Source organism: Bacillus licheniformis DSM 13 = ATCC 14580 (genome assembly GCF_000011645.1).
In the GTDB taxonomy this organism is placed as follows: domain Bacteria; phylum Bacillota; class Bacilli; order Bacillales; family Bacillaceae; genus Bacillus; species Bacillus licheniformis.
This window is the reverse complement of the sequence record NC_006270.3, coordinates 2395521-2420768: the sequence shown is the minus strand read 5'-3', so window position 1 is coordinate 2420768 and position 25248 is coordinate 2395521. Positions and strand designations below refer to the sequence as shown.

28 protein-coding genes and 1 riboswitch are annotated in these 25248 nt (G+C 45.8%); of the genes, 23 read left to right on the top strand and 5 right to left on the bottom strand.

The genetic code is table 11. From position 1 onward, the window contains the following. Window positions 1-12 precede the first annotated feature (12 nt). Window positions 13-342 carry a hypothetical protein gene (locus TRNA_RS33820; RefSeq protein ID WP_003183143.1) on the bottom strand — a complete coding sequence of 110 codons (330 nt, stop codon included), beginning with the start codon at window positions 340-342 and terminating at the stop codon, window positions 13-15. A 363-nt stretch (window positions 343-705) separates the two neighbouring features. Between TRNA_RS33820 and lysA the strand changes: the two genes are divergently transcribed. Both lysA and TRNA_RS33810 read left to right on the top strand, forming a co-directional pair. Next, complete coding sequence (gene lysA / locus TRNA_RS33815) at window positions 706-2025, top strand: diaminopimelate decarboxylase (protein WP_003183141.1); 1320 nt, start codon at window positions 706-708, stop codon at window positions 2023-2025. A gap of 238 nt (window positions 2026-2263) precedes the next feature. Continuing rightward, window positions 2264-3097 (top strand): poly-gamma-glutamate hydrolase family protein, encoded by an 834-nt coding sequence (locus TRNA_RS33810; RefSeq protein WP_011198087.1) that lies wholly within the window; start codon window positions 2264-2266, stop codon window positions 3095-3097. A 34-nt stretch (window positions 3098-3131) separates the two neighbouring features. Here the strand turns inward: TRNA_RS33810 and TRNA_RS33805 are convergent. Both TRNA_RS33805 and TRNA_RS33795 read right to left on the bottom strand, forming a co-directional pair. Then, a protein-coding gene (locus TRNA_RS33805; protein ID WP_085959889.1) for an IS3 family transposase occupies window positions 3132-4294 on the bottom strand; the annotation gives its coding sequence in 2 pieces (ribosomal slippage) (window positions 3132-4018 and window positions 4018-4294; 1164 coding nt in all). 115 nt (window positions 4295-4409) lie between these two features. Next, window positions 4410-5513, bottom strand: a complete 1104-nt coding sequence (locus TRNA_RS33795; RefSeq protein WP_003183136.1) for a DUF1002 domain-containing protein — start codon at window positions 5511-5513, stop codon at window positions 4410-4412. A 129-nt stretch (window positions 5514-5642) separates the two neighbouring features. On the opposite strand from TRNA_RS33795, the gene TRNA_RS33790 reads away from it, so the two are divergent. The 11 genes from TRNA_RS33790 to TRNA_RS33740 all read left to right on the top strand — a co-directional run bounded on the left by TRNA_RS33790 (window position 5643) and on the right by TRNA_RS33740 (window position 15553). Then, on the top strand, window positions 5643-6080 hold the full coding sequence (locus tag TRNA_RS33790; protein ID WP_003183133.1) for a peptidylprolyl isomerase: 438 nt from the start codon (window positions 5643-5645) through the stop codon (window positions 6078-6080). Between the two features lie 230 nt (window positions 6081-6310). After that, window positions 6311-7441: a Rap family tetratricopeptide repeat protein gene (locus TRNA_RS33785; protein WP_009327959.1), complete on the top strand. Its 1131-nt coding sequence runs from the start codon at window positions 6311-6313 to the stop codon at window positions 7439-7441. After that, on the top strand, window positions 7431-7736 hold the full coding sequence (locus TRNA_RS33780; RefSeq protein WP_003183128.1) for a hypothetical protein: 306 nt from the start codon (window positions 7431-7433) through the stop codon (window positions 7734-7736). The genes TRNA_RS33785 and TRNA_RS33780 overlap by 11 nt, the downstream gene beginning before the upstream one ends. Window positions 7737-7894: 158 nt before the next feature. Continuing rightward, window positions 7895-8332: an Hsp20/alpha crystallin family protein gene (locus TRNA_RS33775; RefSeq protein WP_011198085.1), complete on the top strand. Its 438-nt coding sequence runs from the start codon at window positions 7895-7897 to the stop codon at window positions 8330-8332. 126 nt (window positions 8333-8458) lie between these two features. Further along, window positions 8459-10645 (top strand): RNA ligase, encoded by a 2187-nt coding sequence (locus TRNA_RS33770; RefSeq protein WP_011198084.1) that lies wholly within the window; start codon window positions 8459-8461, stop codon window positions 10643-10645. Between the two features lie 262 nt (window positions 10646-10907). Beyond that, window positions 10908-11252, top strand: coding sequence for a hypothetical protein (locus TRNA_RS33765; RefSeq protein ID WP_003183123.1), 345 nt, complete (start codon window positions 10908-10910; stop codon window positions 11250-11252). A 101-nt stretch (window positions 11253-11353) separates the two neighbouring features. Then, window positions 11354-11504, top strand: a riboswitch (FMN riboswitch). A gap of 108 nt (window positions 11505-11612) precedes the next feature. After that, window positions 11613-12701: a bifunctional diaminohydroxyphosphoribosylaminopyrimidine deaminase/5-amino-6-(5-phosphoribosylamino)uracil reductase RibD gene (gene ribD, locus TRNA_RS33760; protein WP_011198083.1), complete on the top strand. Its 1089-nt coding sequence runs from the start codon at window positions 11613-11615 to the stop codon at window positions 12699-12701. An 11-nt stretch (window positions 12702-12712) separates the two neighbouring features. Beyond that, window positions 12713-13360, top strand: a complete 648-nt coding sequence (gene ribE / locus TRNA_RS33755) for a riboflavin synthase (protein WP_003183118.1) — start codon at window positions 12713-12715, stop codon at window positions 13358-13360. 21 nt (window positions 13361-13381) lie between these two features. Next, entirely contained in the window at window positions 13382-14578 is a 1197-nt protein-coding gene (locus TRNA_RS33750) for a bifunctional 3,4-dihydroxy-2-butanone-4-phosphate synthase/GTP cyclohydrolase II (RefSeq protein ID WP_003183117.1), read from the top strand. Between the two features lie 34 nt (window positions 14579-14612). Further along, complete coding sequence (gene ribE, locus TRNA_RS33745) at window positions 14613-15077, top strand: 6,7-dimethyl-8-ribityllumazine synthase (protein WP_003183115.1); 465 nt, start codon at window positions 14613-14615, stop codon at window positions 15075-15077. A 101-nt stretch (window positions 15078-15178) separates the two neighbouring features. Continuing rightward, entirely contained in the window at window positions 15179-15553 is a 375-nt protein-coding gene (locus TRNA_RS33740) for a GNAT family N-acetyltransferase (RefSeq protein WP_003183113.1), read from the top strand. A gap of 10 nt (window positions 15554-15563) precedes the next feature. Here TRNA_RS33740 and TRNA_RS33735 read toward each other — a convergent pair whose 3' ends face one another. Together TRNA_RS33735 and TRNA_RS43325 are read right to left on the bottom strand one after the other, a co-directional pair. Beyond that, window positions 15564-16085, bottom strand: coding sequence for a DUF309 domain-containing protein (locus TRNA_RS33735; protein WP_003183111.1), 522 nt, complete (start codon window positions 16083-16085; stop codon window positions 15564-15566). Between the two features lie 120 nt (window positions 16086-16205). Then, window positions 16206-16301 (bottom strand): YjcZ family sporulation protein, encoded by a 96-nt coding sequence (locus tag TRNA_RS43325; protein WP_003183108.1) that lies wholly within the window; start codon window positions 16299-16301, stop codon window positions 16206-16208. A 182-nt stretch (window positions 16302-16483) separates the two neighbouring features. Here TRNA_RS43325 and TRNA_RS33730 point away from each other — a divergent pair, with 182 nt between their 5' ends. The 10 genes from TRNA_RS33730 (at window position 16484) to ccsB (ending at window position 25194) form a co-directional block, all read left to right on the top strand. Beyond that, window positions 16484-17239 (top strand): segregation/condensation protein A, encoded by a 756-nt coding sequence (locus TRNA_RS33730; protein WP_009327962.1) that lies wholly within the window; start codon window positions 16484-16486, stop codon window positions 17237-17239. After that, window positions 17229-17822: an SMC-Scp complex subunit ScpB gene (gene scpB / locus TRNA_RS33725; protein ID WP_003183104.1), complete on the top strand. Its 594-nt coding sequence runs from the start codon at window positions 17229-17231 to the stop codon at window positions 17820-17822. Before TRNA_RS33730 ends, scpB begins: the two co-directional genes overlap by 11 nt. 114 nt (window positions 17823-17936) lie before the next feature. Then, window positions 17937-18428, top strand: coding sequence for a YpuI family protein (locus TRNA_RS33720; RefSeq protein ID WP_003183101.1), 492 nt, complete (start codon window positions 17937-17939; stop codon window positions 18426-18428). Window positions 18429-18616: 188 nt separating this feature from the next. Beyond that, window positions 18617-19735 (top strand): D-alanyl-D-alanine carboxypeptidase family protein, encoded by a 1119-nt coding sequence (locus tag TRNA_RS33715; RefSeq protein WP_369878958.1) that lies wholly within the window; start codon window positions 18617-18619, stop codon window positions 19733-19735. Continuing rightward, entirely contained in the window at window positions 19723-20310 is a 588-nt protein-coding gene (locus TRNA_RS33710; protein ID WP_009327965.1) for a nucleoside recognition domain-containing protein, read from the top strand. Before TRNA_RS33715 ends, TRNA_RS33710 begins: the two co-directional genes overlap by 13 nt. Window positions 20311-20314: 4 nt before the next feature. After that, the gene (locus TRNA_RS33705; protein ID WP_003183094.1) at window positions 20315-20851 is read left to right on the top strand and encodes a spore maturation protein; all 537 of its coding nucleotides are present in this window, start codon (window positions 20315-20317) and stop codon (window positions 20849-20851) included. Window positions 20852-21009: 158 nt separating this feature from the next. Continuing rightward, on the top strand, window positions 21010-21744 hold the full coding sequence (gene rluB, locus TRNA_RS33700) for a 23S rRNA pseudouridine(2605) synthase RluB (RefSeq protein ID WP_009327967.1): 735 nt from the start codon (window positions 21010-21012) through the stop codon (window positions 21742-21744). Window positions 21745-21831: 87 nt separating this feature from the next. Next, window positions 21832-22365, top strand: coding sequence for a thiol-disulfide oxidoreductase ResA (gene resA / locus TRNA_RS33695; protein ID WP_003183090.1), 534 nt, complete (start codon window positions 21832-21834; stop codon window positions 22363-22365). Further along, window positions 22365-23993, top strand: coding sequence for a cytochrome c biogenesis protein ResB (gene resB, locus TRNA_RS33690; protein ID WP_011198082.1), 1629 nt, complete (start codon window positions 22365-22367; stop codon window positions 23991-23993). Before resA ends, resB begins: the two co-directional genes overlap by 1 nt. Window positions 23994-24018: 25 nt before the next feature. Then, window positions 24019-25194, top strand: coding sequence for a c-type cytochrome biogenesis protein CcsB (gene ccsB / locus TRNA_RS33685; RefSeq protein WP_003183086.1), 1176 nt, complete (start codon window positions 24019-24021; stop codon window positions 25192-25194). Window positions 25195-25248 lie beyond the last annotated feature (54 nt).

The following is a 25248-nucleotide window of genomic DNA, read 5'->3' as shown; positions in this document are numbered from 1 at the left end:
AAAGCCTCTTTTTCAATAATCGAATTCCGGTCTTTGAGTACCGATGCCTCTGTATTCATTGGCAGAGATCGCGACTGCCCGGAGGCTGCAGATGTTGTTCTGTCTTCTGATCGGATAGACGACATACAGCATTTCGCGGCCGTACGGGTCAATCGTTGACGAATGAAGGAAAACCTCAGTTCCTCTCCGCCAAAATCTCGTATTCGCCGGAGCTGTAATAATCTGCCCTTCATAAGGCTCATAAATTCTCTGTTCATAATGCGCAGCCGGCTGATAAGGGGCGTATACATCTTCAGGTGCATAGCCGGGAGCGGGGGTGTAGGGATAACGATTTGGATACATATGATAACCTCTTTCCCACTTCGTTTTTTGGTTTTCATCTTTAAGATTATATTCAGGTAAATGCCTATTTGTATGGGCGAAAATCTCAGCTTTTCGGCTCTTTTTTTATTGAATGGACGTTGTGTATGCCTATTTCTATCAAGCGCTGTTTTCTGTTATTCTATAATCAATAGAATGGATTAGTTGTTTAGGGAATCATTTCCTTTATAAATCAAGAAAATTTGGACAAATGGTGGTTTAGTTTTTAAAACGAAATGTTATAATACAACATAAGAATCGCACTATCATGAAGCCGGAAGATGCATCGGGCAGCAACCGGAGCGCCCCTTGCACCTTTGTCGATAGAGAAAGAGGGAATGACAATTGTTTTTACACGGTACTAGCAGACAAAATGAAAGAGGGCACCTCGAAATCGGCGGTGTCGATGTTCTATCATTGGCAGAAAGATACGGAACACCTCTTTATGTATACGATGTCGCGCTGATTAGAGAGCGCGCCCGAAAATTCCAGAAGGCATTCAAGGAAGCCGGTTTAAAAGCGCAGGTAGCGTATGCAAGCAAGGCGTTTTCATCGGTTGCCATGATTCAGCTTGCCGAACAAGAGGGGCTGTCTCTGGATGTGGTATCGGGAGGAGAGCTTTTCACTGCGATCAAAGCAGGGTTCCCAGCTGAGCGGATTCATTTTCACGGAAACAATAAGAGCCCTGAAGAACTAGCCATGGCGCTGGAGCATCAAATCGGCTGCATCGTGCTCGATAACTTTCACGAGATCGCCATTACAGAAGATCTTTGCAAGCGATCAGGACAAACTGTAGACGTTTTGCTCAGAATCACTCCGGGAGTTGAAGCGCACACGCACGATTATATTACGACGGGGCAGGAAGATTCCAAATTCGGTTTTGATCTGCATAATGGACAGGTCGAACAAGCCATCGAACAAGTCCTCCGCTCGTCTGCGTTTAAGCTCCTCGGCGTGCACTGCCACATCGGTTCGCAAATTTTTGATACGGCAGGATTTGTCCTTGCAGCAGACAAGATTTTCGAGAAGCTTGCGGAATGGCGGGAGACTTACTCTTTCATTCCGGAAGTGCTCAATCTTGGCGGGGGCTTCGGCATCCGCTATACAAAAGACGACGAGCCGCTTGCAGCTGATGTTTATGTTGAAAAAATCATCGAGGCGGTCAAAGCAAATGCCGAGCATTTCGGCTTTGACATCCCTGAGATTTGGATCGAACCAGGCCGGTCTCTCGTCGGTGATGCGGGGACTACGCTGTACACGATCGGTTCTCAAAAAGAGGTGCCGGGCATTCGCAAATATGTAGCCATCGACGGCGGCATGAGCGATAATATCAGGCCGGCGCTTTATGAGGCAAAATATGAAGCAGCCGTCGCCAACAGGATGAACGATGCTTGTCATGATACCGCATCAATCGCAGGAAAATGCTGCGAAAGCGGAGATATGCTGATTTGGGATTTGGAAATCCCCGAAGTTCGCGACGGAGATGTGCTCGCCGTTTTCTGCACCGGTGCGTACGGCTACAGCATGGCCAACAACTACAACCGCATTCCGCGCCCGGCCGTCGTCTTTGTCGAGGACGGGGAAGCGCAGCTCGTCATTCAGAGAGAGACGTATGAGGATATCGTCAAGCTGGATCTGCCGCTGAAATCGAAAGTCAAACAATAAAAAAATGGAGATTCCCTAAGAGGGGGGTCTCCATTTTTAATTCAAGCACGAAAAACACTTCCCGGTGATCGGGAGGTGTTTTTTGTTAAAAAGATCATGACATGCATAGAACAGCGACCGGGCTAATTGTATATAATATTGTGAATTTAACAAAAAATTTACAAAGGAGATGATAAAGGCAATGACCAGGGTGAAAAGGATGAGATTTGCTGATTTGTTGGATTTAGAGGCGGAGTAGATGAAACCGGCCAAAGTATCCCTACTCCACCGATTGCTCCAGTGCCTGAAGCAATGTGTTGATTGTAACACAGTAAATCGTTTTACAGCAATAAACATTTTTGTGAATATTTTATTGATTTCGGCTGTGATCTCATTCCCATATTCTGCTGCGGCCCATGGCGCAACACAGTCCGGCGATCAATATTCAAGCTTTGAAGAATTGGAGCGGAATGAAGATCCAGCTTCTTACCGAATTACGGAGAAGAACGCAAGAGTGCCGATGCTCATCATGGCCATCCATGGAGGCGGCATCGAACCCGGAACGAGCGAAATCGCCAATGAAGTGTCCAAAAACTATTCCCTGTACTTGTTTGAAGGGCTGAAATCATCAGGCAATACGGACCTTCACATTACAAGCACGCGTTTTGACGAGCCAGCGGCGCTCGCAATTACTGCAAGCCACCAGTATGTCATGTCGCTCCACGGCTATTACAGTGAAGACCGCGATATTAAAGTAGGCGGCACAGACCGCGCTAAAATCAGAATATTGGTTGATGAGCTGAACCGCTCGGGGTTTGCCGCTGAAATGCTGGGGACAGATGACAAGTATGCCGGAACCCATCCGAATAACATCGCCAACAAGTCGCTTTCCGGGCTGAGCATTCAGCTTGAAATGAGCACGGGTTTCCGCAAATCTTTATTCGACCGGTTTACACTAAAAGACAGGGCGGCGACGCAAAACGAAACGTTTTACCGATTTACAAAGCTGCTGACAGATTTTATTCATGAAAACTATGAAGAAGACGGAGGGGATTTCCCCTCTGCAAAAATAAAACACCCCCTTCAAGTGTGAACTGACCCGTTAAAATGAGACTTAGAAAAAACACCTATGCTGCCTGTCCCCTGTATTCCAGTGGGGACAGGTAGTTTAATTTTGCCTGAATTCGTACATGATTATATCGATACATGTATTGATTTACAATTTGTACTACTTTAGAATTGGATATAGATGCTCTACTTTGAGCGTTAAATCCTTCCGACTTTAGCGAGGAGTGAAAGGATTCAATGACGGCATTATCATGGCAGTTTCCTTTTCGAGACATGCTTGTGGTAATGCCTTTTTCTTTGGCCAAATTCTGATATGCATGTGAAGTATAGACAGATCCCTGGTCGCTATGAAGAAGTAACCCTACTGGTTTACGTAATTCTACAGCTTCCCTCAATGTGTCTAATACTAGGTTAATATCTTGGCTCGTACCTATTTTGTAAGCCACTATTTCGTTGTTATATAAGTCCATAATCGTTGATAAATATAACATAGTCGAGCCATAAGGTAAGTAGGTAATGTCGGTTACCCATTTTTCATTTAATCGGCTTGCTTTAAAATTACGATTGAGAGTGTTCGGCACAATAATATTACTCTCACCACAAATGTACTTTTGTCGCTTCTTCTTAACTTGACACTGAATCTCAAACTTTTGCATAATTTTTTGTACAGTTTTGCGGTTTACATTTATCCCATACTTTCTGTTTAAGATGGATTTAATTTTACGATGACCATAGTGATAGAAGTTTTTCTTACACAGCTTGATTACTAGCTCTTCTAATGAAGTTAGCTCAACTTTTTTATACTTCTTTTTCCAACGGTAATATGTTGACTTAGGTATGCCTAATACTCCAAGAATATCAATTATTTTAAAAGTGGCTGAGAGTTCTTCTACAACTTGGACAATGACTCGTGGCTCCAACTCCTTTCGATCTCCTGGTACTTTTTTATAATTGCCAATTGAGCCTCTAGCTGTTTATTCTTTAGTTTTAATTCTTCTAGCTCACTCATTTCCTCCGATTCTTTACCGTAGGAATATTGTTTTCCAACTTGTTGCGAAAATCGATAGGTTTGGCCTGTTTTGTACCATCGCATCCATGTTTTAATTTGAGTCTTATTTTTTATCCCCAGTTGTTCCATTATTTCTTTGTTTGTCATTCCAGCTTGTTTCATTTTAATTACTTCCCATTTTACTTCTTCTGCGTAATGTACTCTTGTGCCCATAGAAAAACACCCTCCTAAGAATCATATTGTATTAATACGATTCAGGGGGTGTTTTTTCCTTGTCTCATTTATTTGGGTCTCTCCAAGTGAAAAAGGAGGTGTTTCGGCGGTTGTGTTAACCGTTGGACTCTGAGGTGCCGCCGCCGGTGAATACGGAAACGATGGCGTTCCACAGAGACACAAAGAAGTCGATCAGTTTTTGAAGAAAGTTTTGTCCTTCTTCAGAATCCAAGAATTTCGTGATTTTATCCTTTGCTTTGTCAAGCTGGTCTCCAACCTGGTTCCAGTCGATATTAATATTTTTCATGTTATTAAATAAAGATATAAGAGAGTTTTTCTGATCTTCTGTGAGTGTCACGCCAAGTTCGGAAGCAGCCGAATCAATCGTTTTCTCCAATTCCTCTTTTGACTCGGGAACTCCGTTTTTCGAGATTTCTTCCTTGACTTTGGCCATCAGCGCTGACGCGTTTTCACTGCCGATTTTCTCGCCAAGCTCTGAAGTGGTGACAAGCTCTTCATTCGCGACCTTTTTCACATCTTCGGAAATTTTTTCGCCCGAAGTCGTTTCATACGCTTTCATCAATCCGGTTAAAGCGGCTGTGCCTGACACTTCAAACGGAGCGGTGACATAGACTTTGGCGTCTTTTACACCGGCCGTCATCAGCGCGTTCAAATACATCTCATCTGTAATTCTGCTGATATTGTGTGTCTGAACTTCCAAACCGGTGCCTTTTTTCGCTACGGTAATTGAAGAAGAAGAAATCGCTCTTGTTCCGATTTGTGCTTTCGGTATATAATCCCCTAAATATTTATGCTCCTCATCATTTGTCACCTCGATGATGGTCGCATTTTCAGGCGCATTCATTTCTTTTAATACTTTTTGTCTGTCCTGGCTTGACAAGTCTTTCCCCAGCGTGACGATGACATCACCCACTGCGGCGTCAGCGAAGCTGACCTGCGGGAAAATGAGCAGACACAATGCTGTAAAGATTCCTAGTATCGATTTTTTCAAGCTCAATGCCCTCCTTAAAAATGCAGGCTTCAGGCAGAATTGCTGTACTTTTAAAGAAGCCTGCCGGAACGGAAATAATGCGTTCCGAAATATAGACGGATGAAAGATGAGTGAGGTTTCAAAGAAAAAAAGAGAGAATTTTCTCTTCAAGTCAAATGCCCTCCCGGCATCGTATCTCGCCGCTCTTTTATCATTCATGATTTTCACAGGCGATTCAACCTTTTTTTAAAATTTTTTACAAAAACGATACAAGAGCGGCGTTTATTTCGGTCGATTGGCTCTCTGCTTCTTCAATATGATATAATGACCCTTGTGAAATGAAAGGAGAGAATCAAGATGGCTAAAAAAGGATACATACAACTGACAAACGGCAAAAAAATCGAGTTTGAACTATATCCGGATGCGGCGCCGGGAACTGTCGCCAACTTTGAAAAACTTGCAAACGAAGGGTTCTATGACGGGCTGAAGTTCCACCGCGTCATCCCGGGCTTCGTCAGCCAGGGAGGCTGCCCGCACGGCACCGGAACAGGCGGACCTGGATATACGATTAAATGCGAGACAGAAGGGAATCCGCACAAACACGAAGCCGGTTCTCTCTCAATGGCTCACGCAGGAAAAGATACCGGAGGCAGCCAATTCTTTATCGTCCATGAGCCTCAGCCGCACTTGAACGGCGTTCACACCGTTTTCGGAAAGGTCACATCAGGCCTTGATGCCGTCACTTCAATGGAGCAGGGACAAGGCATGGAAAAAGTCGAAGTATTTGATGCATAATCAGAGAGCGCAAAAAACAGCCCGCTTAGCCGGGCTGTTTTTTTGTCTGTAACGGTGTTTATTTTCCAGGTGCAACAGGACTTGAGGCCGATTCTTCGTCCACATCCTGATAGGAAATAACGATGCTAATAAATAAAATAATTGTGAAAAAATGACCCTTTATGTAAAATATATTCAAGTGAAGAGCTAGATAGAGAACGCAATCTGTAAAAAAGGAAGGGGCGTAAGGGGTGAGCGTAAAAATCCCATCGACGGCAGTCGGCGTAAAAATTAATGACTGGTATAACGCGATACGTAAATTCAACGTCACGGACGCCGAAATGCTGAAGGCAGAAATTGAGCGCGAAATTTCTCAAATGGAAGAGGATCAAGACTTATTATTGTATTACGCCTTAATGGAATTCAGACACAGAATCATGCTTGATTACGTAAAACCTTTGGAAGAAGGCGAAACCCCGCCTGACTTTTCTGAAATATTAAAAGATATCGAAGATGAACAAGGAAAGCTGACAGGCCTGCTCGAATATTATTTTAACTTTTTTAGAGGGATGTATGAATATAAAAACCATGATTATATTAAAGCGATCTCTTTTTACAGGCGCGCCGAAAAAAAGCTGCTGCACGTCGAGGACGAAATAGAGAGAGCCGAGTTTCATTTTAAAATGGCTGAAGTGTTTTATCATATGAAACAGAGCCATGTGTCGATGAACTATGCGCTTCAAGCGATTGAAACCTATCAGGCGCATGAAACCTACACGGTTCGGAGAATCCAATGCGAGTTCGTCATCGCAGGGAACTATGACGATTTAGAGTCGAATGAAAAAGCGCTGTCACATCTTGAAAAGGCGCTGAAGCTTTCACAGCAAGAAGGCCAGCTCATATTGGAAGGACACACCTATTACAATTTGGGAAACTGCTATTATAAGATGGGGGATTTCGATCAGGCAGCCGAGTACTTCAACAGGGCTGCTGCGATTTATCAAGAAGAGTCATCAGATATTCTTCCAAAAGCGTTTTTCAGTCTTGCACTTGCATATTTCAAGTTGAAGCAGCTGGAAAAGGCGGATGACGCGTTAAACAAAGGAATTGACATCGCCCGCCGATCAGACGATGCGATCTACCTTTCAAAATTTCATTTTTTAAAAGCTTTGTATGTTGATGATGACGGCAGGGCTCCAATGCTGGAGACATTTCAGCTGCTCGGGTCAAAAAAGATGTATCCCGATATTGAGGACTTGGCATTGGAAGCAGCTGAATACTATAATGAAATTGGGCGCTTGAGCGACTCTGTTTATTTCTATCAAACGGTATTCAGTGCTCGAAAACAAATGAAAAAAGGGGACTGGTCGTATGAAATCTAAACTGTTGTTAACCGCCGCTGCTTCAGTAGCAGGACTTTCTTTGGCAAGTGCTGCGCTGATGACGCAAACAGATGGTGTGAAGGTCGCCGAGAGAAACGTCACATCCGCGCCAATGCAAATCGCAGAGAGAAATGTAACATCAGCACCGGTGCAAGTCGCTGAGAGAAATGTAACGTCCGCGCCAGTGCAAATCGCAGAGAGAAACGTAACATCCGCACCGGTGCAAGTTGCTGAGAGAAACGTAACATCTGTCAAAACGTCACCGATTCATATCGGAGAACGAAACGTAACATAATATTTCAGTAAAAGAGCAGTGCTTGGTCTATATCAGCACTGCTCTTTTTATGTCCGCTAAAAAGCCTCTTCTTCCCTGAGCTTGACCTCATATTGGCATGCATAAATCAAAGCGTACAAGAAATCATAAGGTTATGAAAACATGAAGGAGGAAAGAAAATGCCGTTAGTACCTTACGAACCATTTAAACATTTGAATACGATCAGAAGAGAGTTTGATCGGGTGTTTGCCGATTTTCCGGCAAACTTTGGAGGAGAGCACGGCTTTGGCGATATCAGGGTTGATGTGCATGAAGCCGGGAATGAAATCGTCGCCTCCTGCGATATCCCGGGCCTTGAAAGCAAAGAAGATGTTCATATTGAGGTTGAAAACAATATGCTTCATATCAGCGGAACCATCAACAGGTCAAGCGAAGTAAAAGAGGAAAACATGCACCGGAAAGAACGATTTACAGGCCGTTTTCACAGGGCAGTCGCGCTTCCTGCTCCCGTCAGCCGTGAAGGAATAAGAGCTTCTTATAGGAACGGCGTGCTTGAAGTGAGAATGCCGAAAGACAAGCCCGACGAAAAAAAGAGGATAGATGTGGAATTTCATTAAGGACACAAAAGGTCCCCTTTATGGGGATCTTTTTTATTTGTTTTTGAAACAAATAGCAAAAAATTACGTATATTCTTGGAAGGAATGCTAAAATTAACTCATCAGAACTGAATAAGGAGATCAACAATGAGGACTTTAGTACTGCTTAGAGGCTGCCCTGGCACCGGAAAATCAACCTGGATCAGGGATCATCAATTGAATCAATATACGCTGTCTGCCGATCAGCTGAGGCTGATCCATCAGTCACCAGTGTTAAATTTGGAAGGGAAATACGACATTTCCCAAAAAAATGACGGCAAGGTATGGAAGCTTTTGTTCAGCCTGCTTGAAGAAAGGATGGAGAGGGGAGAATTCACGATCGTTGATGCCACACATGCAAAACAAAGCATGATTTCCGGCTATAAAGCTCTCGTTTTAAAGTATCGCTACAGAGCGTATGTGGTTGATTTTCCCAATGTTCCGCTTGAGACCGCCCTGTTGAGAAACCGCGAGAGGGCTGAGCATAAGCGGGTGCCAGACAGCGTGGTTCACGCCATGCACGAGCGGATTTTATCCGAACCGGCGCCTTCCTGGACAACAGTGATCAAGCCGGAAGAATTTGCCGATGCTATGCAGTATAAGCCGAGGCGGCTTGACAGCTACAAAAAAATACATGTCATCGGGGATGTGCACGGCTGTTTTACGGTGCTTGATTCCTATTTGAAAGGCAGACTCGAAGATGACGAGTTATATATTTTTACAGGCGATATGGTTGATAGAGGAATAGAAAACGCAAAAGTCGTCCAATTCCTTCTCCGTATCAAAGACCGCAAAAATGTGATTTTGCTCGAAGGAAATCATGATAAATATTTAAAGCAATACGGGCATGACGAAGTAACAAGAAGCAGCGTATTCAACAAGAAGACAAAACCAGAATTAGACGAAGCAGGTTTTGACAAGAGAGATATCAGGGAACTGGCCAGGCGCTTCCACCAAATTGCCTACTTCACGTATGGACAAGACACTTACATCATCACGCACGGCGGCATTTCCGCGCTCCCTGACAACCTTCTGTTTACGGCTACCAGCCAGCTGATCAACGGTGTCGGCGGATATGAGACAGATATCGACCATGTCTTTACGAAAAATATGGAAGGGCGGAACATCATTCAAATCCACGGGCACAGAAACATGTTCCGACTTCCAGTGCATGCAGCTGCAAAATCATATAACCTGGAAGGGCAGGTGGAGCACGGCGGGCATTTAAGAGTTGTCACCATTGATCGGTCGGGAATTCAAACACACGAAATAAAAAATGATGTGTTTAAAACTTCCGCTCCTCCGCTTACTTCTCATCACGCGCACGAGGAGCTGACGGTCGAACATTTTCTAAAGCATTTGGACGAACATGATTATGTGTCTGAGCAAAAACTAGCCGGCGGCATTTCCTCTTTTAACTTTACGAGAAAGGCTTTTCAGGAGAGAAAATGGGACAGCGTCAGCATGAAGGCAAGAGGGCTGTTTATTAATAGAAACACGAATGAAATCGTCAGCAGAAGCTACAACAAATTTTTCAACATCGAGGAGCGTCTGACGACGAAAATGCATGTTCTCGTTAACACGCTGCGCTTTCCGGTCACCGTCTATGATAAGGCGAATGGATTTTTGGGAACGGTCGGCTACAATTCTGAAACCGATGAGCTTGTCTTCACCTCAAAATCCTATACATCAAGCGGACAAAAAGACGGCCATGCGAAATGGGTGGAAGAGCTGTTTTACAAAACGTTTGACGCATCTCAAACAGAGGCTATGAAAGAATATGTGAAAAAACGCAATGTTTCGTTAGTGTTTGAAGTCGTGCTGCCAGAAAAAGATCCGCACATTATCGAGTACGAATCGGACAAGCTTGTCCTTCTCGACATTGTCAAGAGGCAGATGAAATATGAAAAGCTGCTGTATGAAGACGTCCTTCGTTTTGCGGAGACATTCCGCGTAGAATGTAAGCAAAAAGTCATTACTTTTCATCAGTGGACCGATTTTTATAAATGGTACCTGTCTGTGTCAAATGACCCGTCGATTGAAGAGGAAGGATATGTGATTGAAGACTCGGCAGGATTTATGACAAAATTAAAACTGCCTTTCTATCAATATTGGAAGTTCATCCGCGGAATCAAACACAGACTCGGCGCGGCTGCTGCTCGCTCGCCCCAACACGAGGCACTGTTCCATTCCGAGCATGTGAAGTTTCTCGCCTGGGCAAAAACAAAAGACAGCGAGTATTTTAAAAATCAGTCTGTTATCGCCATCCGAAACGACTTTTACAACGAAACCTGAAGCGAAGAAGACAGAACAAACGGTTTTTTGAAATGTAGTGATTTAGACTCGATTTTTAAGCTTGTTTTCGCAAACACCCCTAAATCAGAATGTACATTCGTAGGTTATAAGTAGTATTTCGTCTGAATATGAAACGATTTCCCTTCATTTTGCGTTATACTTAAAAACCACATATTTTCCGTCTGAATCGAACATGTTTTATTTCATCATTCATAGGAAATAAACATAGGATAGTTCAGAACGTGTTCTGGAGGTTTTGATCATGGGGAAAATAAAATTCAAGCTCACGGTTCTGCTCGTTTTGGCTGCCGTACTGGCCGGAGGCTTTTATTATTTAAAAAACGGAAGCGTTCAGGATGTCTCAACGGCGCTCAGCCAAACCGTCTCATCTGAGGAAAAGAACTATACCATTTATCAATATAAGATCACCAAAATTGACGGCACTGAATACCACGGGGTATCAGATAACGGAACGAAGATCATTTTCAATGCGAAAAATCTTAACCAGGATCTGTCCGACATTAAAGAAGGAGACAAAGTAAAGGCCTACTTCTCTAATGCCAACAGAATCGACGGATTAATAAAAGTCGTCAAGGTGGCAGAATAAAAACCCTCTGTTTTTCAGAGGGTTTTTCTGTGCAAGCAGTTTTCATTGCAATTTTAATATGCGGCCGCTATAATTACGCATAAGGACAAGTAAATATCGATTGTATCCTTCGGGGCTGGGTGAAAATCCCGACCGGCGGTAATAAAGCGAGAGACAGCTTTAGAGCCCGTGACCCGCTGTGCTTCGTGCAAAGCGGTGGATTCAGTGAAAAGCTGAAGCCGACAGTGAAAGTCTGGATGGGAGAAGGATGAAGAGACTATGTAAAAAATAATGAATAAGCATAGTTTTATTTCTCATGCACAAAAACAACCCCCGGATCAACATCCGGGGTTATTTTTTTGAAAGAAGGGAGGGAAATTCATGACGGATGCGCATTATATGAATCTTGCATTGGAGCTGGCGAGGCAGGGCGAAGGCCAGACCGGGGCCAATCCGCTTGTCGGAGCGGTTGTCGTCAAAGACGGCGAAGTGGTCGGAATGGGAGCCCATTTAAAATACGGCGAAGCACATGCAGAAGTGCACGCCATTCAAATGGCAGGCCGCCATGCGGAAGGAGCCGTCATCTATGTGACGCTTGAACCGTGCAGCCATTACGGCAAAACGCCTCCTTGCGCGGAACTGATTATTCGTTCCGGTTTGAAGCGGGTGGTCGTGGCTGCGGAAGATCCGAATCCGCTCGTTTCCGGAAGAGGAATCGAGATGCTGAGAAGCGCCGGGATCGAGGTGGAAACAGGCGTTCTCAAAGAACAGGCGGAAGAGCTGAATGAAAAGTTCATGCATTTTATGCGGACAGGCCTTCCGTATGTGACATTAAAAGCCGCTGCAAGCCTTGACGGCAAAACCGCCACCGCAACAGGCGACAGCAAATGGATTACTTCTGAAGAAGCGCGGATGGATGCTCACCAATACCGAAAAAACCACCAGTGTATTTTAGTCGGATCGGGCACAATAAAAGCAGACGACCCAAGTTTGACATGCCGTCTCCCCGGTGCGGTGAATCAGCCGGTGCGCGTCGTTCTCGATACGACGCTGTCAATCCCGCTCCAGTCAAAAGTGATTCAGGATAAAGAAGCGCCTACTTGGATTTACACGACGTCCAAGGCAGATCCCGAAAAGGTTCGGAACGTGGAAAAAGAAGGTGTGCAGGTAACCGTGCTCGATGCGGATGAACTTCAGGTGCGCGACGTGCTTCTGCACCTTGCAGACCGCGGCATCGCTTCAGTCTTTGTCGAAGGAGGCGCAACGGTTCACGCAAGCTTCGTCAAAGAAGGACTCTATCAGCAAATAATCTTCTATCTTGCCCCTAAATTAATCGGAGGGCTGCAATCTCCCAGCATCCTCTCCGGTGAAGGCTTTCAATCGATGAAAGATGTCCCCTTACTGCAATTCACAACCATTACCAAGATCGGCCAGGATATAAAGCTGGCAGCAAGACCGATAAAAGAATAAGGCGGTGACATATGTTTACAGGCATCATTGAAGAAGTCGGAACGATTTTGGACATGAAAAAGGCGGGAAGCGCCATGTCTTTAGTCATTCAATCCAACAAAGTGATCGAAGATGTGAAGCTCGGCGACAGCATTGCTGTCAACGGAGTCTGCCTGACCGTAAATGAGTTCGGTTCCAGCAGTTTCACGGCGGATGTCATGCTTGAAACGCTGAAAGCAACATCACTCGGCACATTGAAAAAAGGAAGCCGCGTCAATCTTGAACGGGCGATGGCGGCAAACGGCCGCTTCGGCGGGCATATGGTGTCGGGGCATGTCGACGGCACTGCATCGATCGTTCGCATAGAAAAAGCGGCAAACACCGTATACTATGATTTAAAACTTGACCCTTCACTGGCCAAAATGCTTGTGTTAAAAGGTTCGATCGCCGTAGACGGCGTCAGCCTCACCATATTCGGACTGACGGAGGATCAGGTAACAGTCTCGCTTATCCCGCACACATTGGATGAAACGATTTTTCCTGCAAAAAAGGTCGGAAGCATCGTCAACATCGAGTGCGATATGATCGGCAAATACATTTACCGCTTTCTCCACCAAACAAAACAAGAAAAACAGGCACAGGCATTGACTGAAGCATTCTTTAAAGAAAACGGGTTTTAAATGAAAGGAGGCTGTGCGTCTATGTTTCACACAATTGAAGAAGCGATTCGCGATTTGAAGCAGGGAAAAGTCATCATCGTAGTCGATGACGAGAACAGGGAAAACGAAGGCGATTTCGTTGCGCTGGCGGAATACGCAACACCCGATGTAATCAACTTTATGGCTTCGCACGGAAGGGGGTTGATCTGCGCGCCGCTCAATGAAGAGATCGCTTCCCGGCTTGAGCTCCAACCGATGGTGGACGAAAATACCGATTCTCACCACACAGCATTTACGGTCAGTGTCGATCACCGCGATACAAAGACGGGGATTAGCGCTCAGGAGCGGTCGCTGACCGTCATGTCGCTGATCGCTGATCACGCGCATCCGGGTGATTTTAAAAGGCCGGGGCACATTTTCCCCCTGATCGCGAAAAAAGGCGGCGTTTTAAAAAGAGCCGGACATACGGAGGCGGCCGTTGACCTTGCAGAAGCGTGCGGGTCCGCGCCGGCCGGCGTCATCTGCGAAATCATGAATGAAGACGGCACGATGGCAAGGGTGCCTGAACTCAAAAAAATAGCCGATCAGCACGGCTTGAAAATGATCACGATTAAAGATTTGATCGAATACCGCTACAGCAAGGGAACGCTGATCAACCGGGAAGTGAAAATTACGCTGCCTTCCGAATTCGGTACCTTCAAGGTTTACGGCTATACAAACGAAATCGATGACAAAGAACATATAGCACTCGTCAAAGGCGACATACCTTTCGGTGACGAGCCTGTGCTTGTCCGGGTACACTCAGAATGCCTGACGGGCGATGTTTTCGGCTCTTACCGCTGCGACTGCGGCCCGCAGCTTGCCGCTGCGCTCGCGCAAATCGAACAAGCGGGCCGGGGCGTACTCCTGTATTTGAGACAGGAAGGAAGGGGAATCGGCTTAATCAATAAACTGAAAGCTTATAAGCTGCAGGAAGAAGGATACGACACCGTACAGGCTAACGAAAAGCTCGGTTTTCTTCCAGACCTTCGCAACTACGGGATCGGCGCCCAAATCTTAAGGGACCTCGGCGTGAAGCAAATGAAGCTGTTAACGAACAACCCGCGAAAAATTGCAGGTCTCGAAGGTTACGGCCTGACGATCGCAGACAGGGTGCCGCTGCAGATGGAGACAAAAAAAGATAATGAAAAGTATCTAAAAACGAAAAAATCAAAATTGGGGCATATGCTTCATTTTTAAACTAAAATCAATCACAAAAAAGGACGGGATTCATATGAATAAAATAGAAGGTCATGTAATTGGAACAGATTTGAAAATTGGGATCGTTGTGTCAAGGTTCAACGATTTTATTACAAGCAAACTTCTAAGCGGCGCAGAAGACACGCTGTTGAGACATGGGGTCAAAGCTGATGATATTGATGTCGCCTGGGTTCCCGGCGCTTTCGAAATTCCGCTCATCGCCAAAAAAATGGCTGAAACGAAAAAATACGACGCAGTGATTACGCTGGGCACGGTTATCAGAGGAGCGACAAGCCACTATGACTATGTCTGCAATGAAGCGGCTAAGGGGATTGCAGCGAGCAGCATGTCAACAGGCGTTCCGGTGATCTTCGGCGTATTGACGACAGACACGATCGAGCAGGCGGTCGAACGCGCCGGAACAAAAGCCGGAAATAAAGGTGCAGAAGCTGCCGCGGCAGCGATTGAAATGGCGAACCTGACCCGGTCGCTTCAATAATTGCCGAAAAAGAGTTTAAAAAGGTTATAAAAATGTTTATAATGTGATGTGAAGCGACTAGCCTTCGTTAGATCCACATTTTGATATATTGAGGGGTATTTATGTTAATTCGTTATAAAAAGTCATTCGAAAAGATTGCGATGGGGCTCCTTTCGTTTATGCCGAATGAGAAGGACGTCAAGCAGCTTCAGCAGACAATTAAAGACTATGAAACGGACACTGAAAGGCAACTGTTCCTATGGAAAGAAGGCGAGGATATTGTCGGCTGTGTAGGAGTAGAGAAAAGAGAAGAAGAAGTCGAGATCAAGCATATCAGTGTAAATCCGTCTCACCGTCATCAGGGAATCGGCAAAAAAATGGTGTCGGCTATTTCGCCAATATTTGCACCTAAACCGCTGGTTCCGAATGAATTAACTAAAGGATTCTTTGAGCGCTGTCAGGATCATGAAAATGAAGACATCACATATAACCAATGAGCAGAGGCTTCTAGCCTCTGCTCTTTTTTCGCCGCTTGATTTGTTTATCCCTCTCGGCAATTACTTCAGTCCGGTCCCTCAGCCGGTGTTTATCAATGATAAAGGCGTCTGGTGCAGCGTTTGCTCCCCACTCATATGACTTTTTCTCACATTGTTTCCGGCATGCTTTGATCAATGCTTCATCTGCGATCGGGAGCATGATGCTTTCATAAGGGGAATGGGCTTCGATTTTTTGGTGAGTCCGCCTTAACAGTTCGATGAAGCGGCTGTAATCCAATCCGAGCGATTCAACTGCGTCTTTTTCGGACGCCAGGATGCGAATGCTGTTCGCCATTAATCTCTCCGCGCCGGCAAAATTGTTTCTCCGCTGATGATAGAGCGCGACAGCCAGCTGAATCAACCCGACCCAGTGTAATTTCCGCTCGCCGGGAGGGTCCTTTTTCCAATGGTCTTCTAGAATTTCGTGGCACTCAAAATAATCCCTTGCCCCGTGGAATTCGGCGAGGTAATCGATATAAGCTTGGGGATACATCTGACATCCTCCTTTAAGTTTCCGTTAAAGTGTATCATAAGAACGGAACGGAGGAAAAACGGCTGATATATCCAGGCTGTGAAAAAAGCGCCCGGTAACGGACGCTTCTCATCTTTTATGTTAATAGATCCATGCCGCTCCAACAATAATCAACAAAATAAACAGAACGACAATCAAAGCAAATCCTCCGCCGTAGCCGAAGCCTTTACCTCCCATGTTGTTCCCTCCTCAGATTTAAGATTTTACACGGTATTCTATGCAGAATACACTCAAACCGTATAGGCGGATGCCAAAGCTTCTTAAATTATATTGGACTTCATGCAGACGCGTAATTTATACTAAAGGGTAGCCAGTTTTAGCCGGCTTAGAAGCGATTTTGAAAATGGTGAGAAATGAACATGGAATATCAGGTGAAAATCGAGGCGTTTGAAGGGCCCCTGGATCTGCTGCTGCACTTAATCAACCGCCTTGAAATAGACATTTATGACATACCTGTTGCGAAGATAACCGAGCAGTATTTATTATATGTGCACACGATGCGCGAACTTGAGCTCGACGTGGCCAGCGAGTATTTGGTGATGGCTGCGACCCTTCTCAGCATCAAAAGCCGAATGCTTCTTCCAAAGCAGGAAGAAGAGCTGTTTGACGAAGAGTTTCTCGAGGAGGAAGAGGATCCGAGAGAAGAATTGATTGAAAAATTAATAGAGTACAGAAAATACAAAAGTGCCGCGCAAAATTTAAAGGAGCGCGAGGAAGAGCGGCAAAAAGCATTCGCAAAGCCGCCGAGCGATTTAAGCGACTACGCCAAGGAAATCAAACTCAGCGAGCAAAAGCTGTCCGTCACCGTTTACGACATGCTCGGGGCGTTTCAAAAAGTGCTGAACCGCAAAAAAATCAACCGGCCGTCTGAAACAAGAATTTCAAGACAGGAAATACCGATAGAAGAGCGAATGACGCAAATCGTCGACTGTTTGAAATCGTCCCGCAAAAGGATGCATTTTATGGAACTGTTCCCGTATGAACAGAAAGAGCATCTCGTTGTGACGTTTTTGGCGATTTTGGAGCTGATGAAAAACCAGCTGATCATCATTGAACAGGAACACAACTTTTCAGATATTTACATAACAGGGAGTGAAGCGATTCATGACGCTTGATATCGTGAATTGGAAAGCCATTGTCGAAGCGCTTTTGTATGCCGCCGGCGACGAGGGCCTGACAAAAAAACAGCTATTATCCGTTTTGGAGGTCGATGAAGCCGAGCTGCTGGATATTATGCTTGATGTCAAAGAAACCTATGAAAAAGAAGACAGGGGCATCGAGCTTGTCGAGTATGCGGATACGTACATGCTTTCGACCAAAAAAGAATTCGCCGTCTATTTGAAAAAGCTGATCGAAGCCCCTTCAAAAGGGCTTTCTCAGGCTGCGCTCGAGGTTTTGGCCATCGTCTCTTATAAGCAGCCGATCACGAGAGCGGAAGTTGAGGAGATCAGAGGGGTCAAATCTGAACGGATTCTTCAGAGCCTGGTCGCAAAAGCGCTGTTATGCGAAGTCGGACGGGCGGATGGACCGGGCAGGGCGATCTTGTACGGTACAACAGAAACATTTCTGGAACAATTCGGCTTAAAAACGCTTGAAGAGCTTCCGCCGCTGCCCGAAAATGTAGAAGAAGACGGGGTTCAGGAAGAAGCCGATCTGTTCTTCGAAAACTTTAACCAGACGTTCGAAGATTTAAAATAGATTCACCTTAAGGATCGAAGTATGATAATATATATTATCGTATTTTTTATGTTTAATTTCATTCATGAAAGAATACGATTGTAACAAAGCGATGAGGAGAGGGTGCCGACACCAATGGGAAAATCTATGGCAAGAGCCCAAACCGAGCAGGCAGGCGAATTTTTAGCACAGACCGTTCAGACGCTGTGCGATTATTTAAACGAAACGACGCTTTCATCCCTTGAAGCCGAAGAGCCCGGGAGAAGAGATTATTATCGCGATGTCCTCAGCAACTTGAGAAAACTGGCGGTTTACTGTGAAGAAGGGCTTGCGGCCTGCCGAATCAGGCTGCAGCAGGATCCTTTTCAGGAGGCTGCAGCCGAAAGGACGCTCTATCAGGTCTATCATCGATGCATAGAAGAATTTTTTACACCGAAAAAAGATACTTGGTACGAAGACAGCAGAGCGGCCTACACGGGAAAAAACGCCATTTGCTTTCACGAACCAGCGCCGGCCTCATTAAAAAATTTGATGGCTTCGCTTGAAACAGGATATCAATCGATGAGAGAAGAATTGGAATACTATGCGACTGACTATCGAATGAAGATGGTTCAGCCGAGATCATAGCTTAAATGAACCGTGAGCCGGAACTCCCCCTTTCATGAAAGGGGGGTTTTTATCTTGCTTTAGATTTTTCTCGGGAAATCATCCAATTGGTGTTCATAACAAAAAGACAAGCGCATAAACTTGTACAAACAACCACAAGGACGTGAGAAAAAATGCGCTTTTTTCTAAAACAAGCGGCAGCAGCCATCATGATATGCTCTCTTTTATGCTCTTCATACGAAACCGCTCAAGCACAGCCCTCCCTTCATATCAGCGCAAAAAGCGCGATTGTCATGGACGGGCAATCCGGACGGGTTTTGTTTGCAAAGGATGAGCATGAAAAACGGCGCATTGCAAGCATTACGAAGATTATGACAGCCATTTTGGCCGTGGAATCGGGCAAATTGGATGAGACGGTCACGGTCAGCGACAGAGCGGTCAGGACAGAGGGATCATCGATCTATTTAACAAGCGGGCAAAAGGTGAAGCTGAAGGACCTTGTTTACGGTTTGATGCTGAGATCGGGAAATGATGCAGCCGTTGCGATTGCCGAACATGTGGGCGGAAGCCTGGAAGGCTTTGTCTACATGATGAATCAAAAAGCGGCCGAGCTCGGCATGGAAAACACCCTGTTCCGCAATCCGCACGGACTTGATGACCACCCTGATCACTATTCCTCGGCCTATGATATGGCGCTTTTAACAAAATATGCGATGACAAATGAAACGTACAAAAAAATCGCCGGAACGAAACGCTATAAAGCAGAAACGATGCAAGGCATCTGGAGAAATAAAAACAAGCTTTTAACAGGGCTTTACAAATACAGTACAGGCGGGAAGACGGGATATACAAAGCTTGCAAAGCGTACGCTCGTCTCCACTTCATCGAAAGACGGAACCGATTTGATCGCCGTCACAATCAATGCCCCTGACGACTGGAATGATCATATGAACATGTTCAACTATGTATTCGGCCACTACAAAACATATATCATCGCCAAAAAAGGCGAGATTCCGAAATTAAAAGACTCTTTTTACGGAAATAAAGCTTTTATTAAACGGGATGTCACATATCTTTTAAACGAAGAGGAAAAAGAAGATGTGAAGGTTGATATCGAGCTTCTTGAACCGAAAAAATCATGGCGTAAAAACAAAAAAGAAATCCCGGACATCATCGGAGAAATGAACGTCATGTTCGACGGAAAAACGATTGCAAGCGTACCGATCTATTATGAAAACGAGCGAAACAAAAAACCGAAAAAATCGTTTTTCGAGACCTTTCAATCCGTATTCCAAAAAGCGGCGGGCGGTTCATCATGGTCAATATAATCTGGGTCGGCTTAACGGTGATCGGTCTGGTGTTTGCGCTTTTCAACGGAACGGTTCAGGAAGTTAATGAAGCTGTATTTAAAGGATCGAAGGAAGCCGTCACGATTGTGATCGGACTGATGAGCGTCCTTGTTTTTTGGCTGGGGCTGATGAAAATCGCTGAACAGTCCGGGCTTCTCGAAAAATTCAGCAGGCTGTGCCGGCCGTTCATTTCAAAGCTGTTTCCCGAGATCCCTCCGGATCATCCGGCGATGGGATATATTTTATCCAATTTAATGGCCAACTTTTTCGGATTGGGCAATGCAGCGACACCGCTCGGTATTAAAGCGATGGAACAGATGAAGGCGCTCAACCGGAACCGCAGGGAAGCGAGCCGCTCAATGATCACCTTTCTGGCGGTCAATACGTCAAGCATTACCTTGATTCCGACGACCGTCATCGCGGTCAGGATGACATATGATGCAAAGGCGCCGACAGACATCGTCGGTCCGACCATTTTGGCGACTTTAATATCGGGGATCTTTGCGATCTTCATCGACCGATACTTTTATTATAGAAGAAAAAAGAAGGGGTGAGCATTTGGAATTCATCAACTGGCTTTCTCTGGCCCTTATCCCGTTTATCATCGCCACGATTCTGCTATACGGTACATTCAAAAAAGTTCCGACTTATGAAGCGTTTGTTGAGGGGGGGAAGGAAGGAATCCAAATTGCATTTTCCATTATCCCTTATTTAGTCGGTATGCTTGTAGCGATCACGGTTTTCCGGGCTTCAGGGGCGCTCGATTTTTTTATGAATCTTTTAAAGCCCGTGTTTTCCGCCGTGGGAATTCCGACGGAAGTGGTTCCGCTGGCTCTGATCCGGCCGATTTCGGGAACGGCAGCGCTCGGCATGACGACCGATTTGATCGCCGTTTACGGGCCCGATTCGTTCATCGGCCGGCTGGCCTCTGTCATGCAGGGATCGACAGACACGACTCTGTACGTTTTGACCGTCTATTTCGGAGCGGTCGGAATCAAGAAAATGGGGGATGCTTTAAAGGTGGGACTGCTTGCTGATTTAGCGGGGGTTATCGCGTCTGTAATTATTGTAACATTGCTGTTTGGAAGCGCCTGATCAACAGGCGCTTTTTGCTTTTTAGCCAAAACTGTTTTACTTTTGAGGTGAGAAAGGATACATTTAAGGGCGGAGAGCTACTTTCCTAAGGAAGAAGGCGCCTCGCAAACTTGTTTGTTGGTCTGGAAAAAAGTAAGATAATACATGAGGTGAAAGATATGGAACGACTTCAAAAAGTAATCGCCCACGCCGGTATCGCATCGAGGCGGAAGGCGGAGGAGCTTATAAAAGAAGGGAGAGTCACGGTCAACGGCAAAACCGTCAGAGAGCTTGGCGTTAAAGTATCAAGCTCCGATCGGATTGAGGTAAACGGCGTCCAGCTTGAAAGCGAAGAACCCGTTTATTTTCTCCTGTATAAACCGAGAGGGGTTATATCAGCAGTTAAAGACGACAAAGGCCGGAAAGTTGTGACCGACTTTTTCACCGAGGTGGAGGAGCGGATTTATCCGATCGGAAGGCTTGATTATGATACGAGCGGCCTCTTATTGCTAACGAATGACGGGGACTTCGCCAATAAATTGATGCACCCGAAATACGAAATTAATAAAACGTATGTAGCAAAGCTGAAAGGCATTCCTTTAAAGGAGAATTTAAAAAAACTTGAGCGGGGCGTGCGCCTTGAGGATGGAAAGACAGCTCCTGCAAAAGTGAAGCTTTTGTCGCTTGATAAGAAAAAGCAGACAAGCATCGTCCAAATCACGATCCATGAGGGGCGAAACCGCCAGGTCAGGAGAATGTTTGAAGCCATCGGACACGAGGTGCTCAAGCTGAAAAGGGAAGAGTATGCTTTTTTGAACCTGGCGGGCTTGAAAACAGGGGAAAAAAGAGAGCTTACGCCTCATGAAGTCAAAAGGCTCAGGGCATTGGCAGAACACGGTAAAGCGGCTTTCTAAATTTTCACACAACCTTCAAAAAAGGCAAATGGCAGTCAGTCTTGAGATGATATAATGATACTGAATGTCTACATGAGGGGGCGGATTATGAAAAAAAAGCGTTTTTACATTCGGACAGGCATCCTCCTTGTGCTGCTTGCAGCGCTTGGCTACACGCTGTACAGCGCCGTGTTTCAAAACACGGAGAGTGTGGCGGTGGGGGAAAAAGCTCCCATTTTTTCGCTGGAGGATGTTGACGGCAACCGTCTCAAACTGGACGAACTAAAAGGCAAAGGGGTATTTTTAAACTTTTGGGGAACATGGTGCGAACCATGCAAAAGAGAATTTCCTTATATGGCGAATCAATACAAGGTGTTTAAGGATAAAGGGGTGGAAATCGTCGCCGTCAATGTCGGCGAATCGAACCTCGCCGTCAGAAACTTTATGAAAGACCACGGCGTCAATTTTCCGGTTGTGCTTGATAAAGACAGGCAGGTCCTTAACGCATATGATGTCACACCGCTGCCGACCACGTTTTTGATCAACCCTGACGGAGAGATTGTCAAGGTCGTGACGGGCGAGATGACAGAACGGATGATCCACGATTATATGAATATGATCAAACCAGAGGGATCGTCATGATGAAAGAAATCAAATGCGAATGCGGCCATGTGAATCCGGCGGGTACCGTTTTGTGTGAATCGTGCGGAAAGCCGCTGGTCAAACAGGATGCCAAACTCCTTGACATGCGGTATGACGGAAGTGCGAGACGCTCTCAAACCTATAATAAAACGATCGTAGATAAAATATGGAATTTCTTTTCGTCTGTAAAGGTCGGCGTCTGGCTGATCGTCATTACGCTGACAGCATCCGCTTTTGGAACGATATTTCCGCAGGAAATGTTCCTGCCGCCGGGTGCGCAGGCTGATACATACTACAGCGAACAATACGGGCTTCTCGGACAAATCTATTATGCTCTCGGTTTTCACAATCTCTACGGTTCATGGTGGTTTATTATTCTGGTTGCCTCAATCGGCATTTCGCTTGTCATCTGCAGCCTTGACCGGGTCGTTCCTTTGTACAGGGCCCTGAAAAACCAGGGCGTCACGCGAAATCCGAACTTTATGGAGAGGCAGCGCCTATTCAGCCGGACGGAAGCGGACATGTCTGAGGACACAAAATCGCAAATCATCGGTAAGCTGAAGAAAAAACGATACCGCGTCAAGGAAGAAAACGGCAACCTATTTGCCGAAAAAGGCCGTTTTTCAAGGTGGGGCCCATATGTTAACCATATCGGACTGATTATATTCCTCATCGGGGTCATGCTCAGATTTGTCCCGGGCATGTATGTCGACGAAACCCTTTGGATCAGGGAAGGGGAAACGGTGCCAATTCCGGGAACTGACGGCCATTACTATTTGAAAAACAACCGGTTTATAAAAGAAATGTACGACAGTGAAAAAGAAAAAGAAGTATTTTCAGAGGCGATCACCAAAGCTGGTGACGGGACTGTCGCAAAAACATATCAAACCGATGTTGAACTGTATGAAAGAAAAAATGACAGCCTGCCGGGCGAAGCGCCTGAATTGAAGAAAGTGAAAAACGGCAAGATCAAGGTCAATGACCCGTTGAAATTCGGTTCATATGCACTCTATCAGCTGACATACAAGGAAGGCGAGCTCGACAAAATGGTGTTTCAGCTGATTGAAAAAGACAGCGGGAAATCCTTCGGCAAAGTGGCAATCGACCTCTTGGAGCCGAAACCGGAATATGATCTTGGTAACGGTTACAAAGTTCATATAGCAAGCTACCTGCCGGACTTTTATTTTAACAAAGACGGGGAACCGAGCACGAAAACGAGGAATCCGAACAATCCGGCATTTGTATTCCAGATCACCGCACCGGATAAGCCTAAAGGAGAAAAAAGTTTCGTGGCGATTCAGGAAACAATCGAAGGTTCTGACGACAATAAATACAAAATGAAGTTTGACCATGTCGAAACGAAGAATCTCTCAGGCCTCACAATTAGAAAAGATTTGACTTTGTGGGTGCTCATGGTCGGCGGTGCCATCTTTATGATCGGCGTCATTCAGGGGATGTACTGGCACCATAGAAGGATCTGGCTCAGAACGCTGGACGGGCATGTGCTCGTCGCCGGACATACGAACAAAAACTGGTACGGGCTGAAGCAGGACTTGAAGGCCGCGCTCGCGGATACGGGGATATCCGAACCGGCCGATCAAAAAGAACTGTCAAAGGAAAAAAAATAAACGGCCAGCATAGGGAGGGGTTTTCATGGCAGAGTTAAGCGGCAATTTATTGTACGCGGCATTTCTCTTGTATCTCTCAGCGGTCTTCTTTTTTGGCGGCTCCATCAGGAGCAAGGCTTCAGACCGGAAGAAGAAGAACCGCTGGGCATCGATCGCAGTGTTGATCACGATCATCGGATTTGTATGCCAGTTTGGATATTTTATTGCGAGATGGATCGTTTCCGGACACGCGCCGGTCAGCAATCTCTTTGAATTTACAACTGCTTTCAGCATGATGCTCGTCCTGGCGTTCATCATCATCTACTTTATTTACAAGCTGTCCGCATTGGGACTGTTTACGCTTCCCGTTGTCCTGCTTTTGATCGCATATGCCAGCATGTTTCCGACCGATATCACACCGCTGATTCCGTCGCTTCAAAGCAACTGGCTGTATATTCATGTCACGACTGCAGCCCTCGGGCAGGCGATTCTCGCCATCAGCTTTGTCGCCGGCGTGATCTTTCTGCTCAAGCATGTGGATCATTCAAAGCCGGGCAAAAAAACGTTCTGGCTCGAATGTGTCATGTTTATGCTTGTGACAACGCTCGCGTTTATCCTTGTGACGACCTCATTCCGCATTGGGGGCTATGAGGCGCAGTTTAAGTGGATTGATAAAGACAACCAGGAAGACGTCATGATTTACGAGCTTCCCGCTCTTATCGGCCCGAATAAAGGAGAACTTTTAACGGAGGAGAGAATGGAGCCGCTTGTCAATGTGCCGCCCATTTTTTCAGGCCGGAAGCTGAATACCGTTCTCTGGTCGTTTGGAACCGGCGCCTTGCTTTACGGTGTCATCAGGCTGATCATCAGAAAACGCATCAGTCAGCTTCTTCAGCCGCTCGTGAAAAATGTGAACCTTGACCTTGTCGATGAAATCGGCTATCGCTCCGTTTCGATCGGCTTTCCGGTTTTTACGCTTGGCGCGCTTATTTTCGCGATGATATGGGCACAGCTGGCGTGGAGCAGATTCTGGGGCTGGGATCCGAAAGAAGTCTGGGCGCTGATTACATTTTTGTTTTATGCAGCTTATCTGCATCTCAGGCTTTCGAGAGGCTGGCACGGCGAAAAATCGGCGTGGCTCGCCGTCATCGGTTTTGCCATTATTATGTTTAATCTTATTTTTGTAAACCTTGTGATCGCCGGGCTTCACTCTTATGCATGATCCGTGCGGTGCAGGAAGGTCCGGGCTTTTCACCGGGCCTTCCGCAGCTTTTTG